Source organism: Microcystis panniformis FACHB-1757 (genome assembly GCF_001264245.1).
GTDB lineage: Bacteria > Cyanobacteriota > Cyanobacteriia > Cyanobacteriales > Microcystaceae > Microcystis > Microcystis panniformis.
This window is the reverse complement of sequence record NZ_CP011339.1, coordinates 219,468-239,288: the sequence shown is the minus strand read 5'-3', so window position 1 is coordinate 239,288 and position 19,821 is coordinate 219,468. Positions and strand designations below refer to the sequence as shown.

Annotated in this window: 7 protein-coding genes and 3 pseudogenes; 2 read left to right on the top strand and 8 right to left on the bottom strand. The window is 41.6% G+C overall.

The window, feature by feature from the left end:
• Window positions 1–16: 16 nt before the first annotated feature.
• From VL20_RS01175 to VL20_RS32110, 3 genes and pseudogenes are all read right to left on the bottom strand, one after another.
• Window positions 17–4,789 carry a non-ribosomal peptide synthetase gene (locus VL20_RS01175; protein WP_052275365.1) on the bottom strand — a complete coding sequence of 1,591 codons (4,773 nt, stop codon included), beginning with the start codon at window positions 4,787–4,789 and terminating at the stop codon, window positions 17–19.
• A gap of 356 nt (window positions 4,790–5,145) precedes the next feature.
• The gene (locus tag VL20_RS01170) at window positions 5,146–9,405 is read right to left on the bottom strand and encodes an SDR family NAD(P)-dependent oxidoreductase (protein ID WP_052275364.1); all 4,260 of its coding nucleotides are present in this window, start codon (window positions 9,403–9,405) and stop codon (window positions 5,146–5,148) included.
• 369 nt (window positions 9,406–9,774) lie between these two features.
• Window positions 9,775–9,916, bottom strand: a pseudogene (locus VL20_RS32110) (IS30 family transposase); the annotation flags it as partial.
• Window positions 9,917–10,045: 129 nt separating this feature from the next.
• Here VL20_RS32110 and VL20_RS01165 point away from each other — a divergent pair.
• Window positions 10,046–10,831: an SWIM zinc finger family protein gene (locus VL20_RS01165; RefSeq protein ID WP_052275363.1), complete on the top strand. Its 786-nt coding sequence runs from the start codon at window positions 10,046–10,048 to the stop codon at window positions 10,829–10,831.
• A gap of 257 nt (window positions 10,832–11,088) precedes the next feature.
• On the opposite strand, the pseudogene VL20_RS01160 reads toward VL20_RS01165, so the two are convergent.
• Window positions 11,089–11,760, bottom strand: a pseudogene (locus VL20_RS01160) (topoisomerase C-terminal repeat-containing protein); the annotation flags it as partial.
• A gap of 372 nt (window positions 11,761–12,132) precedes the next feature.
• Window positions 12,133–14,768 (bottom strand): annotated as a pseudogene (gene topA, locus VL20_RS01155) (type I DNA topoisomerase).
• A gap of 1,237 nt (window positions 14,769–16,005) precedes the next feature.
• Here topA and VL20_RS01150 point away from each other — a divergent pair.
• Window positions 16,006–16,620, top strand: coding sequence for a DUF938 domain-containing protein (locus tag VL20_RS01150; RefSeq protein WP_052275361.1), 615 nt, complete (start codon window positions 16,006–16,008; stop codon window positions 16,618–16,620).
• 185 nt (window positions 16,621–16,805) lie between these two features.
• Here the strand turns inward: VL20_RS01150 and VL20_RS32105 are convergent, their stop codons facing one another.
• The 3 genes from VL20_RS32105 to VL20_RS01130 all read right to left on the bottom strand — a co-directional run bounded on the left by VL20_RS32105 (window position 16,806) and on the right by VL20_RS01130 (window position 19,818).
• Window positions 16,806–17,318 carry a hypothetical protein gene (locus tag VL20_RS32105; RefSeq protein WP_284525964.1) on the bottom strand — a complete coding sequence of 171 codons (513 nt, stop codon included), beginning with the start codon at window positions 17,316–17,318 and terminating at the stop codon, window positions 16,806–16,808.
• Entirely contained in the window at window positions 17,309–18,364 is a 1,056-nt protein-coding gene (locus VL20_RS01135) for a Fe(3+) ABC transporter substrate-binding protein (RefSeq protein WP_052275360.1), read from the bottom strand. Before VL20_RS01135 ends, VL20_RS32105 begins: the two co-directional genes overlap by 10 nt.
• 266 nt (window positions 18,365–18,630) lie before the next feature.
• The gene (locus tag VL20_RS01130; protein WP_052275359.1) at window positions 18,631–19,818 is read right to left on the bottom strand and encodes an RNA-guided endonuclease InsQ/TnpB family protein; all 1,188 of its coding nucleotides are present in this window, start codon (window positions 19,816–19,818) and stop codon (window positions 18,631–18,633) included.
• Window positions 19,819–19,821 lie beyond the last annotated feature (3 nt).

The following is a 19,821-nucleotide window of genomic DNA, read 5'->3' as shown; positions in this document are numbered from 1 at the left end:
AAACATTAAGTTGAGGTTAAAAATCAAGTTCTGAAAGCAGTTCATCTAATTCTGCCTGATTAAGATCCGCATCGGGAAAATCCGATGGAGTATAGCCTCCTTCTACCGATAAACAATGGTTAATCAGGCTTTCTAAAGAATCTCGATAGGCAGCGGCTAAATTTTTGATCGTTGTTTGATGATGAAAATTTTCACTATATTGCCATTCCATATCAAGTTGCCCATCAACCACAATTCCATGAATCGCAATTAAATGGGAACGTTGTCCCAAAGGACTATGAATGGAACCAGTGGATTCTTGAGATAATTTCCAGCCTATCTCGCCGATTTGATGGCTGGTAAATTGACCTAAATAATTAAAGCTGACTTGAGCTTTAGGGTAATTTTTTAACGGGGATTGAATCGTTAAATCTGAATTCAGATAATATCCAATTCCATAATCAAACCCTCGATTCGGAATTTGTCGTAATTGCTCTTTAATGGACTTGAGACATTCACCCGGATGGTCAAGATTTTCTAAGGTCAAAAAGACGGGAAAAATACTGGTAAACCAACCCACAGTTCTAGATAAATTTACGGATTCAATTACATTCTCTCTTCCATGACCCTCCATGTCAAGCAAAAGTCCATAATTTCCTGTCCAATGACCGAAAGCTTGGACTAAAGCGGTCAATAGAATATCATTAATTTGGGTGTTATAAGCTTGCGGAACCTCCTGTAAGAGTAAGCGGGTTTGTTCTTCGGTTAAGGTGAAAGAGACCGTTTTTGCATGGGCAACAATGTTGGACTGAGCTTCACCTTGACGGTCTAAAGGAAGAGGACAAATTGAGGGAAACTCACGGTTTAGCCAATACTTGAATTGAGCGTAAAACTCTGGGGTTTTAGCATAGTTTTGCAGTTCCTCAGCCCAAGTTTTAAAAGAACTGGTTTTAGGAGGAAGTTGCAGGGGCTTGTGGTTTTCTAATTGCTGGTAAATAGTGACGAAATCTTCGAGGATAATCCGCCAAGAAATTCCATCTACTGCTAAATGATGAATTACAATTAACATTTTTCCACTCTCACCCAAGGCGAAGAAAACCACCGCCATTAAGGGACCTTCCTCTAAGTTGAGTACCCGTTGTTGAACCTCGGAAATTTCTGCCATCTTGGTTAATTGTTCATCGCAAGATAGATGGGATAAATCCACCTTTTCAAAAGCAAAATTATTGCAATCATCGCTGTGATTTTGTTGCCATTGTTCCCCTTTATGAACAAACCGTAACCGCAAAGCATCATGGTGATAGAGTAATTTAGAAATAGTTTTTTTTAATAAATCTGGTTGTAGATTATTGGGAACCTCTAACAAGATAGATTGATTAAAGTGATGACGTTCGGGCCAGTTTTGTTCAAAAAACCATTTTTGAATCGGAGTTAAGGGGACGTGACCGATGACTAAATCCTGTGTGGTTTGATTAACCGAAACTCGCTCCGCTACGGTGGCTAATTGAGCGATAGTTTGATGACTAAATAATTGTTTAGGAGTAATTTGTAATCCCGCTTGATTAGCTTGAGCAATAATTTGAATGGCTAAGATAGAATCTCCTCCCAACTCAAAAAAGTTATCGTTAATACTAATATTTTTAAGTCCTAAAACCCTTTGCCAAATTGCAGCGAGAATGCGTTCTTTTTCTGTACCTGGACTGAGATTGAGGGCAGCTTCATCCTCTAATTCTAGTGTAGGTTGTGGGAGAGCGCAACGATCAATTTTACCATTAGCGGTTAGGGTAAAAGCGTCTAACAAAACGAAGAAAGCAGGAACCATATATTGAGGTAACTTTTCTTGCAAAAATAGACGCAATTGAGAAACAGTTAAGTTTTGAGAGGCAATCACATAAGCACATAAACGTTTAACGCCGGGTTGATCTTCTCTGGCAATAATAATCGCTTCTTTAACTTGGGGATGTTGATTGAGAACGGTTTCAATTTCCCCTAATTCAATTCTAAAACCTCTAATCTTAACTTGATGATCAATGCGACCCACAAATTCAATTTGTCCGTCGTTTCCATAACGAACTAAATCACCGGTTTTGTAAAGGCGATCACTGAGTTTTTGACTAAAAGGATTGGCAATAAATTTAGAATCGGTTAACTCTGGACGGTTGAGATATCCTTTAGCTAATCCTGAACCACCAATGTATAATTCTCCTGGAATTCCAATCGGTACAGGTTGTTGATATTGATCTAAAATATAGACCTGAGTATTGCTAATGGGACGACCAATAGGCGGTGCTTTTTCGGTTAATAAATCTGGGGTTATTTTAACAGATGTTGTAACAACAGTATTTTCAGTCGGACCATAGTTGTTGACTAATGTAAAGGGAATGGAGGTAGGGGGAAAATCATTGAGTTTATCTCCTCCAGTTAACATTAATCTTAATGGACAATTGGGAGACCAATCTAGGGGAATTAGGGTTTCTGCAAGAGGAGTGGGTAAGAAAGAAACGGTGATTTTTTTGGCAATTAACCACTCTTGCAGTTGTTTCGGTGATGTTAGCAAATCTGGGGGAACAATCGCCAGACACGCCCCCGCTGTTAAATAAGGCCAAATTTCCCAAACTGAAGCATCAAAGGCAATTCCAGCTAATTGAGTGACTCGATCAATTGTTGTAATATCAAAGGCGTTTTGATGCCAAGAAACTAGGTTTAATAAACTTTGATGTTGAATTAAAACTCCCTTGGGTTTTCCAGTGGAACCAGAAGTATAAATGACATAAGCTAAATTCTCAGATGTCATCGGATGGAGGAGATTATCTTGCGGATGATGATCAAGAATTTTCCCATCCTGATCTAAACAAAATATTGTTCCTAAATAGTTGGGTAAAGTGTCAACTAAGTTTTCCTGAGTTAATAACACCGATACGGCAGAATCTTCTAACATATAAGCTAGACGTTCTGATGGATAGTTCGGATCTAAAGGAATATAAGCTGCACCCGCTTTAAGAATGCCTAAAAGTCCGATGATCATCAAAACAGAACGCTCGATACAGATTCCTACTAAGTCCTCGGTTTTAACGCCTAAGTTTTGCAAATAATAAGCGAGTTGATTGGCTTTTTGATTTAACTGTTCATAGGTCAAAGATTTTTCTCCATCGATGACCGCTATAGCATCAGGTGTTTTAACAACCTGTTCTTCAAATAACTGATGAATACAGTAATGATCAGGATAAGACGTTTGAGTTTGATTCCATTCTACTAATAATTGTTGTTCTTCCGATTCAGTCAGTAACGGTAATTCCCCGACGGTTTGCTGAGGATTGGCTACAATTCCCTTTAATAAAGTTTGGAAATGACCTACCATGCGGGTAATTCTTTCTGGGGTAAATAGGTCGCTATCATATTCCCAAAAACCTTCTAAATAAGCTCCTTTTTCGGTTTCGATTTCCTCTAAAACTAAGCTGAGATCAAATTTAATTCTCTGGTTTTCAACGGCTAGATATTGAGCTTTTAAATTGGGTAATTCTAAAGCATTGAGGGGGGCATTTTGCAGCGCAAACATTACCTGAAATAAGGGATTATAACTTAAACTTCGTTCGATTTCTAACCCATCAACCACTTGCTCAAAGGGTACATCTTGATTGGCATAAGCTTCTAAAACAACATTGCGAGCTTGCTGTAATAATCCTGAAAAAGTCGGATTTCCTTCTAGGGAATTCCGCAGCACTAAAGTATTGACAAAAAAACCAATCAAAGGTTCAATTTCTTGTCGGTTTCGGTTGGCGGTGGGTGTCCCGATTAAAATATCATCTTGGCCACTATAACGGAAGAGTAAAGTGTTTAAAGCAGCCAGTAAGGTCATAAATAAAGTCACCCCCGACTTTTGGCTCAAAAGTTTCAGTTTTTCGGTGAGTTCTGAGTTAATTTGAAACGAGATACTATGACCTCGAAAATTGGCAGTAGCTGGACGGGGTTTATCGGTTGGAAGTTCTAATAAAGGAGGAGCGCCCGTTAATTGTTTTTTCCAATAATTTAACTGATTTTCTAAGATTTCACCTTGTAACCATTGTCTTTGCCATACCGCAAAATCCGCATATTGTATAGGTAATTCGGGTAAATCTACGGTTGAATTGGATAAAAGTGCTTGATAAAATTTAGATAATTCTTTAAATAAAATGCTTTTTGACCAACCATCGATAATAATATGATGGAAGACGTTGACTAAAATATAATTTTCATATCCCAGATCAAACAGAGTACATCGTAATAGGGGAGATTGAGTTAAATCAAAGGGTTTTTGTAGTTCTTTAATAATCTGTTTGTCAATTTGCTCTTGGGGGATATCTTTTAAATTAACAACTAATAATTTAATCTTCAGAGATGGAGCAATTTTTTGAATAGGTTTTCCTTCAACCATTGGAAAGCTTGTCCGTAAGCTCTCATGGCGTTGAATAATAGCATTAATCGTTTGCTCTAAAATATCAATGTTTAAGCGTCCCGTTAAACGGATGGTTAGGGCTTCATTATAAGCTGGATTTTGCCGATCCATCTGATGGAGAAACCACATTCTCTGTTGAGCAAAAGATAGAGGTAACTCTTCAGTTCGGGCAACGGGATCAATAACCGATTCAAGGGGTTTAGACGGTGTTGTTGCGCTTCTTAAAAAAGTGAGAATTTCTGGTTTTCTTGTGCCGATTTCTTGCTTAATTTCTGGTGTCATCGCTCCCTGGGGAGCTTGATATTTTAACTTTTCTTCCTCAAGCCAAAGCTTGATGTCTAAACTATTTAAGTAAGATAAAAATTCTGCGACTTTCATTAATAGTATCCTTTTCCCTAATTGATGTTCTGGTATTTTTGGAATGGGGGGGTGATGTTTGGCAGGGTTCACTAGCTCAAGCTAGAGCTACTGTTAGAGATATAATCAACGTTTTTCATAAATTTAAGTACCCTCAAAGACTAAACAATATAGACCAAACAAAAATTATCAATGGTGGAGAGTCGGTGGTTATTGTTAAAATCAGTTGCCCTGGGAGCAACCGCTTACATACTCCATAAAAAGACTGTTTGGCTATTCATAGCATATTCTGGATGATAAATTTTAGTGATGGATACAATTTTTTACATTTTTTCCGAAAATGGCTCTGAAAAGTTTAAATTTTAGTTAAGCTATTTTCATAATTCTCCTTCTTCATAATTTTCTGAGGCTGCTGCCATAACTTTACCACTTTTGGATACACTGTGACTATTTTTGGCTACATTAAGCACCTCAATCGTTTGAGTTAAACTGGCAACGGTTGGATATTCTAACAAACTGTGCAACGACAATTGTACCGAGAAAACATCGCGTAAACGAGAAATAACTTGACTCGCCAGTAAAGAATGTCCTCCTAGTTCAAAGAAATTGTCATGAATTCCAATTTGAGATAGATTTAAAACCTTTTGCCAAATGTTAGCAACTTGACGTTCAGCTTCCGTTCTGGGTGCTATCAATTCGTTATTTTCTTTGCCTTGGAGTTCCTTGAGTAATTGCCGCTTATCAATGTCTCCATTATCCTTAATAGGGAGGGATTGTCGCAGAACCAGGGGACATTGATAGGACGTTCCAAATCGATCTTTTAGACTAACATGATTAGGTAGATTGACCGATTGAACTGTAGATTTACGGGTGTAATAAGCCGTTAACTTTTGGCATCCTTCAGATCCAGATGTGAAACGATTAATCTTGCTATTACTCCCATCTAAACCGATCATTAATTGTCTTTGGTTGTGATATAAACTCGTTAGAAATGAGTCTAAACCTTGCCGCACCGTCATATCATAATACCCTTGAGTTCGGGTTATGTATTGCATCTGATAACCTTGGCTCATCCCGGTTTCTTGCCAAGTTGTCCAACTATAACAATAACTAGGGAACAAATTCTTAGATTTTTGATAGCTGTTCAAAGATTCAAGGAAACTATTAGCCGCCGCATAGGAACCCAAAGCCGCTCCTCCAAAAAAACTAGCCAAGGAAGAAAAACTAATAAAAACTCCTTGAGATTCTTTGAGAAGTTGATGTAAAACCCAAGTTCCTATTACTTTAGGGTGAAGAATTGTCGATAAACCCTCTTGAGTTTCGTCCAGAAGTAAACAATCTTTGTAAATTCCAGCCAGATGAATCACCCCATTAAGTTCTCCTTGCCATTGTTTTTTCACCTGTTCTACCGTCTGTTTAACTTGAGGCAAATTAGCCACATCTACCGCTTGGTAAATTACTTCTCCTCCAAGATTTTCTAAAGCTTGGAGATTTTTGATTTTTAAGGATAATTGATCTTCGACTTTAAGGTACTCACTCCAAAGGTGTTTTTCTGGTAAAGGTGTTTTTCCAATTAACAGTAAACGAGCTTGATAATTTTTGAGCAAATACTGAGCAATTTGTCTGCCAATCCCTCCTAGTCCTCCGGTAATCAGATAAATTCCCCCTGATTTAAAGGGTAATTCCTGTTGGGGGTGTTGAAGTAAATTGACTTTTTCCAAACCTGCAATTAAACGTTTCCCGTTGCGATAGGCAATTTCTCTTTCCTTGGATAAAACCGATAGTTCTTGCTGCAGATAACTGAGATTAATTTCGGTTTGATCCAGAGGTAAATCAACATGACGAGTATTTAACCAAGGAAGTTCTTGAGCTAAAGTTTTTATCAGTCCTAAAACTGGAGATTTTTCATAGGCAATTTCATCGGTGTCTATGACAAGTTGACTATAACTAGAAACAAATAGCAATTGAATTTTTGATTTAAAATCATGAATTTTAGCTAAAGCTTGAACTAGGAATAATAAATCATAAACTCCTCGCTCTTGTGCTTTTTCTAACTGTTCAATTGTTGAAATTTCTCCCTGATAGTCTTGATAAGTCCCCAGATGAATAATATTGCTAAGGATAATTTTTCGCTCGGATAAAGATGACATTAACTGTTGATAATGATTAGCTGTCCCGGGTCTGAGGGTATAGCAATTTTGACTGATTTGAGAAAATTCTTGCGCTGCTAAAACCGTGATACAGGGTAAGTTTTGACTTTCGATTTTTTCTGCTAAAGATGCTCCTAAACCCAAGCAATCCAGAAAAATTAAAGTACAACACTTGGAAAGTTCTGGTTTTAAGTTAACTGGAGATCGAGGTTTCCAAACTTTCTGGTAAAACCAATCAGGAAGGGTTTGAGCATTTTCTAACAAAATATCTATTTCTTTTAAAATAGAATTGAATTCTCCGTTTGCAAACCGTTTTGTTAATTGCGATCGCTGAATTTTACCAATGGAAGTTTTAGGAATCTCCATTTTATTTAAGGGTATTAAATATTCAGGATTAACGCCAAAACTGTTAATTACTTTTCGTCTAATCTTTTTCAGAAGTTCCGCTAGATGCTGGTGGTCAAAGGTTTCTGCACTAAAAAATAAAGCTAATTGATCGGTACTATTCCTAGAATCATAAACAGCACAAGCGGCGGTGTAGGACACTTCTACTTCTTCAATAGTTTCCACTACAGTTTCAATTTCATGGCTATAATAATTGACTCCATTAATAATAATGGTTTCTTTACTTCTTCCAGTAATAACTAAATGACCGTTACTAATAAATGCTAAATCTCCTGTCTTAAACCAGCCATCTTTTAAGAAAGCGTCTTGATTCGCTTCTGGGTTTTTATAATACCCCGGTGAAACTGCATCTCCTTTAACTTGTAAATGACCAATGGTTTCTTCTGGTAATAGGGAATTATCAGCATTAACAATTCTAATCGATATCCCCGGAATGGGTAATCCTAAATCCGTAAAGGTTGCACCATTGGGATGTTCAGGATGGACTCGTTTTAGGGAAGAATTCAAGGAGGATTTATCAACCGTATGAAAGAGTAATGGCTGTTGATCCGTCGGCTGATAATAGGTAATTCCTGACCCCATTTCTGCCATCCCAAAAGCAGGACGCATCGCCGTTTTTTTCAGATTATATTGAAGATGAAGGGTGTTAATAAATTCTCCAACTGCTTGACCAGAAACAGCTTCACCCGCTGCCAAAAAGAATTTGACACAATCTAAATTCCAATTTTGATCTGGTTCTTTTTTTAAAGCTTCATTAATCAAATTATAAGCAAAATTAGGAGCCCAACTGTGGGTAATTCGATATTGATCAATTAAATCTAACCAATTCAAAGGACGACCTAATATATATTCAGTTTGAACATAAACCATTTGGCATCCTAACTCGACACAGCGAATATTCCAGTCGGAAATACTTCCAATATGATCAAAAGGAAGCCAATTAAGAATAATATCGTCGTTTTGATGTTCACAAATGATGTTTGTTCCTCGCGCACGAGAGATGACATTTTTATGGGTTAATGAGATACATTTCGGTATTCCTGTACTGCCTGATGTGAGATTAAAGAACGCGATATCACCCGGTTCACCAATAGGAGGCTGATGGGGAGAATGAGTTTTTAATTCTTCAATAAAACTCAAGCTTAAGGTTTGATTAGGCAACCATTGTTCTAAATATTTTATCTCTTGCTGACGGGATTGATTTGTGATAATAATAGGCTCATCTAACAACTGCCAAACTTGAGATATTTTATGAATTTCATTATTAAAATCTTTATAGCTGGGTGGCACTGAAATAATAACAGGAATAAATCCCCCTAAAAGACACCCCCAAAATGCGGAAATGATATCATAGTTTTCCGATAGCTGAAGAATTACTTTATCTTTAGCTTGTAAACCCTGCTTTTGTAATCCAGCTTGTATTTGTTGAGCGTCTTCCCATAATTGTTGATAGGATTGAAAAACTTCTGATCCATTAGATTGAATATAAATAATCCCTTTATTTGAATAATTTTCAGCAGCTTTTCGGAGGATTTCTGCCAAGGTTTTCGGCTGAAGTTCAGATTCTTCTAAAAGCTGTCCGTGACTGATTCCAGATTGAGTGTTAGAAGTGTGAATCCCTAGATGAATCGGGGTTTCAGATTTTTGATGATCATTTTTTTTCTCTATTTTTAAGGGCAATAATTCCGATAGATGTAGGGGTAAAATTTTGTTTTTTTTAGAAGTCATGACGACAGCAACTTGATCGATATCTGACAAAGATCGCAGTTTTTCTTCTGTTTCCTGAACTTGATGATTATCGATAATTTCAATATTCTTTAATGCAGTTTCATCGATATCACCGCTATCGGTTAAGGGTAAACTGGAAATTTGCACATAGATATTAGGTAGAAGATTGTCCGGTAACTGAGACTGTAAATCGGAGGACAATTGTTCAGAATTCCAAGCTCCAGAGGAAACGATATAGGCGACTAATTCATCCTCTCGTACCATAAAATAGCAATCTTCAATTAAGGGATTTGATAAAAATACTTCTGCTAATTTATGACAATTTAATTGTGGATTTTTCTGTTCTGTCCTCATACCTAAAATCCTCGTTTTTGTGTACATCTTGCCAATTCAATTCTGAATTTCATCACTGTCTGAGCTATCACATAATAGCTCATTCGGGGTACGATAGTCAAGACATTTTCGAGGAGGATGGTTAATTAAGTTTACGGCTCTTTCTATTTCCTCTGGCTTAAGGATTTTTCAATTCGTTCCCTTCTACCACCGACTCAGTTACTTTTTAAAAGGGTTGTTTTCAGTTGTTTCGGCGAGTCTCACTCTCATACTAAATCCTGTTTAAAAAGTATAGGAGAGTGGGAAGTGGGGAGTGGATTTTTAAAGTTCGATTGGGAGTTAATCACACTATTAAAAACCGATTTGGTATCAGCTTGTGCTGTAGCTTTGTAGATAGCATCCGAGGGAACTTTGATTCCTTCTTAATTCTGGCTCCGGTCTTGCTTTGATGACATCCCAGCAAGACGGCTATTTGCCGTTGAGATAAATTTACCTCTTGACCAAGTTGGTAGAGCAAGTTTCTTTGTTCTATGTTAAGATGTTGAGGGCTTCGTTTTTGGGTCTGATTTGTTGTTGTTAAAGATCAGAATATACCTGATGAGCCTTTCTCTGTCAACTCTTAAGGTTGATGTGTTTCATTTTTGAATTGGCGAAATAAAAAATGACAGAACAAGCTTGGTGGGTACAAAAATGGCTAGAACTACTCGATTCCTATCGCTTTAAAAAACGCTTGGAACGAGCTAGACTGTACGCTAGAGAAGGCAATGTGTTAAGTATTGACTTTGAAGACTCGCAAGTTATTGCTAGAGTGCAAGGCAGTGAACCAGAGCCTTATATAGTGGATTTATCCCTAGCGGCTTTTAGTGATGAAGAATGGGATTATATTATTAAGCTTCTCTCCAAAAAAGCCATTTATTCCGCTCAATTGCTCACCGGACAAATGCCCGATCATATTGAGCGTGTTTTTATCGATAGTGGGGTGAATTTATTTCCCTTTTCCCTAGCTGATATTCGCTCTCGTTGTACCTGTCCCGATCAAGCCAACCCCTGCAAACATATAGGAGCAGTGTACTATCAATTGGGTGATCGTTTTATTGTCGATCCCTTCCTGCTTTTGCAACTGCGCGGCCGAAGCAAAAGCCAAATTCTGGAAGCTTTACGGGAAAAACGCTCCTATTCCTCTGATAATCAACCTTTAGCAGTCAGTGAACCCCCCACAGTAGTCGAAAAAACTGCCCCCGACAGCACTATCGATCGCTTTTGGCAGTACGATGAGGAGCTAGAACCCTCCCTAGTTGTGATTACGCCGGGGAATGAAAATCAAACCATTCTCGACATTTTAGGCAATTTTCCCCTCGCTGCCCCCGAATCGGATGCCATAGAACAATTTTTAAAACCAATTTACCGGCAAATTCCCCAAGAAGCGATGGCGATCGCTTTACAGTAGGGGAATTTGAGGTATAAGTAGCTGGTTATAATTAAATTAAAAATGGATTTTAGGTTTGATCCCCCTGCCCCCCTTGATAAGGGGGGTGCCGATCCCCCCTGCCCCCCTTGATAAGGGGGGTGTCTGATAATTTTTAACGCCTACCTACTTAGGATCAGCCCGGTCAAAGTGGTGCCAAGGACAAAAAAGCCAACCGGATTTGTCGCCGCATCAGGGGGAGGAATTGACCAGGGAGAAAATCGCCCCACCAGTAACCGCTAAACCGTCTTACTTTTGCCAGTTTTACTGCCCGGGGAAGTAGTTTTTTTGGTGGTGGTAGAAGTAGTTTTCTTGGTAGTGGTTTTCTTGGCAGTGGTTGTCTTGGCGGCTAGGGCCTCCAAAGCTTGTTCTAGGGTGAGGGTTTCGGCGGTTTCTCCTTCGGGAATCTTGGCGTTAGTTTTACCGTGCTTGATATAAACTCCGTAGGGACCTTCGTACAATCCCACCAATTCCCCATCGTCGGGATGTTTACCCAATTCTTTTAAGGGTGGTTTGGTAGAACCACGAGCGCCGCGAGTTTTTTTCGGTTCGGCTAATAAGGCCAAAGCTCGATCGAGAGTTATGGTTAAGACATCATCGCTGGCTTTCAGGGAACGATATTCTTTTTCTTTGCCCTCTTCCTGAACCACATAGGGACCGAAACGCCCTAAACTGGCTTTAATTTTGCCTCCGGTGAGGGGATGGGTTCCCAGTAGTCGCGGCAGTGCTAATAAACCCACCGCTTGTTCGAGGGTGATGTCCTCGGGTTTGACTCCTTTGGGTAGGGAGGCGCGTTTCGGTTTGGGATTGTCCTCGCTGATATCTCCTAACTGGACGTAGGGACCGTAACTACCAACGAGCAGATAAATCGGCTCTCCGGTGTCGGGATGAAGACCGATTTTATCGGGACCCTATTTTAGGCAATTTTCCCCTCGCTGCCCCCGAATCGGATGCCATAGAACAATTTTTAAAACCAATTTACCGGCAAATTCCCCAAGAAGCGATGGCGATCGCTTTACAGTAGGGGAATTTGAGGTATAAGTAGCTGGTTATAATTAAATTAAAAATGGATTTTAGGTTCGATCCTCCCTGCCCCCCCCTTGATAAGGGGGGTGCCGATCCCCCTGCCCCCCTTGATAAGGGGGGTGTCTGATAATTTTTAACGCCTACCTACTTAGGATCAGCCCGGTCAAAGTGGTGCCAAGGACAAAAAAGCCAACCGGATTTGTCGCCGCATCAGGGGGAGGAATTGACCAGGGAGAAAATCGCCCCACCAGTAACCGCTAAACCGTCTTACTTTTGCCAGTTTTACTGCCCGGGGAAGTAGTTTTTTTGGTGGTGGTAGAAGTAGTTTTCTTGGTAGTGGTTTTCTTGGCAGTGGTTGTCTTGGCGGCTAGGGCCTCCAAAGCTTGTTCTAGGGTGAGGGTTTCGGCGGTTTCTCCTTCGGGAATCTTGGCGTTAGTTTTACCGTGCTTGATATAAACTCCGTAGGGACCTTCGTACAATCCCACCAATTCCCCATCGTCGGGATGTTTACCCAATTCTTTTAAGGGTGGTTTGGTAGAACCACGAGCGCCGCGAGTTTTTTTCGGTTCGGCTAATAAGGCCAAAGCTCGATCGAGGGTTATGGTTAAGATATCATCGCTGGCTTTCAGGGAACGATATTCTTTTTCTTTGCCCTCTTCCTGAACCACATAGGGACCGAAACGCCCTAAACTGGCTTTAATTTTGCCTCCGGTGAGGGGATGGGTTCCCAGCAGTCGCGGCAGTGCTAATAAACCCACCGCTTGTTCGAGGGTGATGTCCTCGGGTTTGACTCCTTTGGGTAGGGAGGCGCGTTTCGGTTTGGGATTGTCCTCGCTGATATCTCCTAACTGGACGTAGGGACCGTAACTACCAACGAGCAGATAAATCGGCTCTCCGGTGTCGGGATGAAGACCGATTTTATCGGGACCCTCGGTTTTCTGTCGCAGCAGGGTTTCTACCTGTTCGGGGTTGAGGTCGGCGGGGGTTAAATCGGCCGGGATGGAAGCGGTGAGGATTTCATCCCCCCGGGGGACTTCCAGATAGGGGCCGTATTTGCCGATCTTGATAGTTGCCTGTAAATCTTCTAAAATCACCGATTTAGCGGTGCTAGAGTTAATTTGACTCTCGCGCTCTTTGACTTGGCTTTCTAGCCCTTTTTCGCCGCGATAGAAGCGATCGAGATAGGGCAACCACTGAGCGGAACCGGTGGCGATATCGTCGAGGGTTTCCTCCATCTTCGAGGTAAATTTGGGATCTACCAGGTCGGGGAAATGGTTTTCTAATAAACCGACGACGGCGAAGGCGGTGAAGGTGGGAATGAGGGTTTTATTCCGCATTTGAGCATAACCGCGATCGATAATGGTGCCGAGAATGGTGGCGTAGGTGCTGGGTCGCCCGATTCCTTCACTTTCGAGGGTTTTTACGAGGGAGGCTTCGCTATAACGGGCGGGGGGTTGGGTATCGTGGCTAATGGCTTCTAGTTGGCGACAATTGGGGGTGTCACCGACGCTGAGGGGGGTAGGATTATTTCTTGGTCGTCGATGGCGGCCTCGGGATCGTCGGAACCTTCCACATAGGCGCGGAAAAAGCCGGGGAAATCGATTCTTTTGCCGGAGGAGCGAAATCCGGCATTTTCTACCTGAATATTGACGGCGATCTGGGTAATGCGGGCATCGGCCATCTGTGATGCGACGGTACGTTTCCAGATTAGGTCGTAGAGGGCGAATTCTAGTCCGCTCAGGCCGGTTTCCCGGGGTAGGCGAAAGCTACTACCGGCGGGCCGGATGGCTTCGTGGGCTTCCTGTGCGCCTTTGCTTTTGGTGGTGTACTGCCGGGGTTGGGGACTGAGGTAATTTTTTCCGTACATTTGTTCTACACAACTGCGGGCGGCGGTGATGGCCTGATCGGAAAGATGGACGGAATCGGTCCGCATATAGGTGATGTAGCCCTGTTCGTAGAGATTTTGGGCGATTCGCATGGTGTCGCGGGCGGATATGCCCAGTTTCCGGTTAGCCTCTTGCTGTAGGGTGGAGGTGGTGAAGGGGGGGGAAGGTTTGCGAGTGGTGGGTTTTTCTTCGGTGTGGCTAACGCGCCAGATTTTGTCTTCGATGCGTTCTTTTAAGGCGGCGGCGGTGGCTTGATCCAAAAGTGTCACCTGGCGACCGGGGAGCAGTCTGCCGGTGTCGGCATCGAAATCGCTGCCATTTGCCACTTTTTGACCGTTTAAGGTGACTAATTTCGACTCGAATTGATTTTTATCTTTTTCGAGGGTGGCTTTCAGGTCCCAATAATTGGCGGTTTTAAAGGCTCGTCGTTCTCGTTCCCGTTGTACGAGCAGACGTACCGCGACGGATTGCACGCGGCCGGCGGATAAACCTTTAGAGATTTTTTTCCAGAGTAGGGGGGAGAGGGTATAACCGTAGAGGCGATCGAGTATGCGGCGGGTTTCTTGGGCGTGAACTAAATTTTCGTCGATGGAGCGACAATTTTTGAGGGCGGCTTGGATTGCTTCTTTGGTGATTTCGTGAAATACCATCCTTTTGGTGGGTATTTTCGGGTTGAGTACCTGCAAGAGATGCCAACTGATGCTTTCGCCTTCCCGATCTTCGTCGGTGGCGAGGATCAGTTCGCTGGCTCCTTTGAGGGCTTCTTTTAATTCTTTGACGACTTTACTTTTGGTTTTGGGGACGACGTAGAGGGGATCGAAATCGTTCTCCACATCCACGCCCAAATTCGCCCAGGATTTGTCTTTGTGGGCGGGGGGAATTTCTTCGGCAGAGGCGGGCAGATCGCGGATGTGGCCCATGGAGGCTTGGACTCGATAGCCGCTAGGCAGATAATTGCTGATCGTCCGAGCTTTGGTGGGGGATTCGACAATAACCAGGGTTGACATAGGAATTGATCACGAGGGCATGGCCACAGCGACTGTTTTAGTTAGACTGACAATCGTTGTTTGATGATGGGCAAAAGTTACTATTTATCTTGACCGGCTTGATTCGGGTCAAAAGCCACTTACTACGATAATAGAGATTAAAGCTGGTCTTTTGTCACTAACTTCTTAACAAAACTTAATATTTTTCTGGAGCAGGGAGATGGGAGCAGGGAGTGGGGAGATGGGGAGAGGGGAGACCAATTCGTGCGCGTTGCGGGGGGAGACGGGAGCAGGGAGAAGGGAGAAAAAAGCTGACACTGTTGACATCCTCGCCGCCCTAAAAGTGCGGCGATTCCTAAACCTCACGATTTAAGTTTCTGCTTCCACCACCGTCGCATACCACAGTTAAAAAACCATGTACTGTCTTACACAGAGTCCACAGACTTTCGCCCCATTTCAGAAGCCCGATTCCCTGTGTCCCACGGTACGTTGACCGCCTATAGCTTCTTGTACTTGTTGCGCGCGACTTTTTACCCGGCCAAGCTTTTCTGGTCGGAACCCCCTAAGCCGAGTTTTCAAGGTGCTGCGCCGTCCACTTGGTTTTCGAGACTGGCCTTTTAATTCTAACGTAAAGCCAACCTAGAACGGCGGGGTTTCAGACCCAAAATTTCCGATGACTGATAACTGATGACTGACTCCTAACCCCATATTCGCCAAAGATAAGCAAAAATTATTTATTGACTCCAAAAACTTGAGAATATTTAAATTAACATTCCGCAATATTTATAAATTCTTAAAAATTAATTGAGAAAGATTTTTATTTAACAACGATGTTACAGTGGTAACAGCGATTTTACTGAATTTCATAATGGGATGTTCTGTGCTTTTTTAGGCAGCAATGGTTGAAACCCTTGCCACACCTAGAAGGTTATCCTAATTAGGACGGGTAAATTAGTCAATTTCACCAACAACGATGATCTTTTTTGTGTGTAGTTTTATTGCAAAAAAAAAGTTTTTTTGACAAAAAGCACAAAGTATGATATGCACCCAACGTATTTCTGGCTGCCAGTAGTTATTGCAGAGTGGGAGTTGGGGAGAGGGGAGATGGGGAATAGGGGAATAGGGAAGTGGGGGAATGGGGAGATGGGAGAAAGGAGGGGGGAGAAAAAAGCTGATAACTGATAACTGATTCAAGATGGGAGCCGGTCGTCGATACTAAATTAGGTTACGCTTCATCTTTAGGAAAAACGCTGTAATTATGTCTGATTTACGTCAATATGCCCCGGCAACAGAACGCAATCGTCAGCCGATTTTGGAAGTTCTCAGCCAATTTTTACCGAAGACTGGGAATATTCTAGAAATATCTAGCGGCACGGGTGAACACGCTGTTTTTTTTGCCCCTCGTCTTGCTCCTTGTCGTTGGATTCCCTCGGATTGTAACCCTCTGGCTCTAGATAGTATTCGCAGTTGGTGTGATTATTATCCTAGTTCTAATCTTGATCGCCCCCTATTTATCGATGTTCATCAGTCAGTTTGGGCGGTAGAGACGGAAAATATCGTTATTAATGCCATTGTTAATATTAATATGATTCATATCGCCCCTTGGTCCGCTTGTTTAGCTTTAATGGCAGGAGCAAGTCGCATTCTCAGACCAGGGGGAATCCTCTATCTTTATGGACCCTATAAACGACAGGGAAAACATACTTCTCCTAGTAATGAAAGCTTTGATTTTTCTCTCCGTTCTCAAAACTCTACTTGGGGAGTTAGGAATTTAGAAGATGTGGTGCAGGAAGCGAGCGATCGAGGTTTACAATTGTTAGAAGTAATTCCTATGCCCGCTAATAATCTCTCGGTTTTATTTGCCTTAACATAGCAATTATCAGTAATCAGTAATCAGTGAACAGTAATCAGTGAACAGTAATCAGTGAACAGTAAACAGTGGCGTTGCTGAATCGAGAGATGAATGCCAACTGTGCATCGTATCCAAAAGTTAGTTTGGGTCTGGGTTTTAAAACCCCCACACCAGAAGATTCATGTCTTAAATCGGCTTTTTAGCTATCAGCTGTCCCACTTCCCACTTCCCACTTCCCACTTCCCACTTCCCACTTCCCACTTCCCACTTCCCACTGATAACTGATAACTGATAACTGATAACTGATAACTGATAACTGATAACTGATAACTGATAACTGATAACTGATAACTGATAACTGATAACTGATAACTGATAACTGATAACTGATAACTGATAACTGATAACTGATAACTGATAACTGATAACTGATAACTGATAACTGATAACTGATAACTGATAACTGATAACTGATAACTGATAACTGATAACTGATAACTGATAACTGATAACTGATAACTGATAACTGATAACTGATAACTGATAACTGATAACTGATAACTGATAACTGATAACTGATAACTGATAACTGATAACTGATAACTGATAACTGATAACTGATAACTGATAACTGATAACTGATAACTGATAACTGATAACTGATAACTGATAACTGATAACTGATAACTGATAACTGATAACTGATAACTTATTTCCAACCGGCGCGATTCATTACCTGTACTGCTTTGGCTAAATTAGGACCATAATTAGCCACACTAACGGTATCTTCTTTACCGCGTCCGAGTTTTGCTAGGAAAGGGTCTAAAGCAACCCCTGGAACGACGGGATATTCGCGATTACCCTTAGCAAAAAAGTTCTGTGCTTCATTGCTAGAAAGATACTCTAAAAATTTAATGGCCGATTCTCGATTGGGGGCGGTTTTAATTAAACCACCACCGCTAATATTAACGTGAGTGCCGCGGCCTGCTTGGTCGGGGAAAATTACGCCTACTTGGTCATAAATTGCCCGTTTAGCCGGGTCTTTTTCTTCGGCATACCCCGCTAAGTAATAGGTGTTAGCTAGGGCTAAATCGGCAATTCCTGCGGCTACAGCTTCGATTTGTGCCTTATCATTGCCTTGGGGTGGACGGGCAAAATTAGCCACTAATCCTCGACACCATTTTTCTGCGGCCGCTTCCCCTTGGATGTCGATTAACCAAGCGGTAAAAGATTGACTATAGATGTTACTGGATGACCGGGTGACGACTTTTCCTTTCCATTTGGGATTGGTTAAATCTGCATAGGAATCGATTTCTCTGGGGTTAACTCTGTCTTTGTTATACATAATTACCCGCAAGCGTTTACTAAACCCGAACCAGTGACCTTTGGGGTGACGCAAATTAGCGGGAATTCTTTGGGTGAGAATGCGGGAATTGACGGGGGCAAAAATTCCCTGTTGGTCGGCCCGCCATAATCTCCCGGCATCTACCGTCAGGAGTATATCAGCAGGACTATTGCGGCCTTCGCTTTTGATCCGTTCGATTAATGGGTCTGCTTCCCCTTCCACGAGGTTAATTTTTATTCCCGTTTGTCGGGTGAAGTTGTCATACAATCGTCGGTCGGTGTTGTAGTGACGGGAGGAATAGAGGTTTAATTGTTTAGTTTGGGCGGAAACTTCGTTTATTTTCCCTAATTGACCCACTGCTAACGCTAAGGTGGCTGTTCCCGCGCCTAGAAAGACTCTCCGAGTTATTTTATCGTTCATTGCTCGATTCTTGGCAAAGTTGTCTTTTCCTATTGTACAGCTATTGAGAATAATTCTTATCTGCGGGAGAAATTACTTGTCTGGCTAGGGCGGTAAATGGGGAAAAATCGGGCGAAAATCAGGTTTTTTTGTTTTGATGGGGCTAATAAATCCTCGAATCTATCGCTAGTTAAATTCAATAAGCCCAAAATGTTACCCTAAGCTCGATCGAGGGTATTGTGGATTGACATCCTCGCCGCCGTAAAACGGACGGCGATTCCCAAACCTCACGATTTGGGTTTCTGCTTCTTTCCCGAAGGATTTTTCGCACCTGCCTTAACAGATTTACTCTGTTCTGGTCTTATGGTCGCTCTACAGACTGACACCGCAAGCCCTGCGGCCAAAATATTTTTACTCGCGTTAATATCTCGGTCATGGTGAGTCCCACAGTCTGGACAGTCCCATTCTCGAATATTTAACGGCATTTTTTCAGCAATATACCCGCAATTACTACATCTTTTAGAGCTAGGAAACCATCTATCTATTTCGATGTAATTTCTCCCATACCAACGGCATTTATAGGCTAATTGTCGGGTGATTTCTCCCCAACTAACGTCAGATATTGCCTGAGATAATTTCGGGTTTTTGACCAGATTTTTGACGGCTAAATTCTCAACCACAATCGTTTGGTTTTCACGAACTAATTGAGTGGTTAGCTTATGTAAATGGTCTTTTCTGTTATCAGTAATTTGGGCGTGATTTCTGGCTACTTTGATTCTCGCTTTTTCCCGATTTTTTGACCCTTTCTGTTTTCTAGAAAGGCTTTTAGATGCTCTTCGCAACCTCTGATAATGCTTGTTAAAATGCTTAGGATTAGATACTTTATCGCCATTGCTAGTAATCACGAGGCTACTAATTCCTAAGTCAATTCCAATGGCTTTATCTGTTACTGGTAATGGCTTAATCGTTGGGTCATCAAATCTAATTGAAATATGCCAGCGTCCTGAGGGATGTAATCTGACTGTTACTGTGCTTGGTTCACAAGCTTCTGGTATTTGTCTTGACCATCGAATAGGTAAAGGTTCTGTGCATTTAGCTAAATAGATTTGTTTGTCTTTGAACTTAAAAGCAGATTTGGTAAATTCGGCACTTCCTCCTTGATGTTTTTTCTTAAAGTTAGGATACTTAGTACGACCAGCAAAGAAATTAGTGAAAGCTGTTTGTAGGTGTCTTAACCCTTGTTGTAAAGGTACACAGCTTACCTCATTGAGAAAGTCTAATTCTTCTTGCTTTTTCCAATCGGTCAACATTGAAGAAGTTTGAGCGTAGCCTACTCTTTCTTGCTTTTCGTACCATGCTTGTGTTCGTTCGTGGAGAGCTTTGTTGTAAACTAATCTTACACAGCCCAATGTGCGCCGCAATAGCGACTCTTGTGTTGGTGTGGGGTAAAATCGAAACGAATAGGCTTTTTCCATACC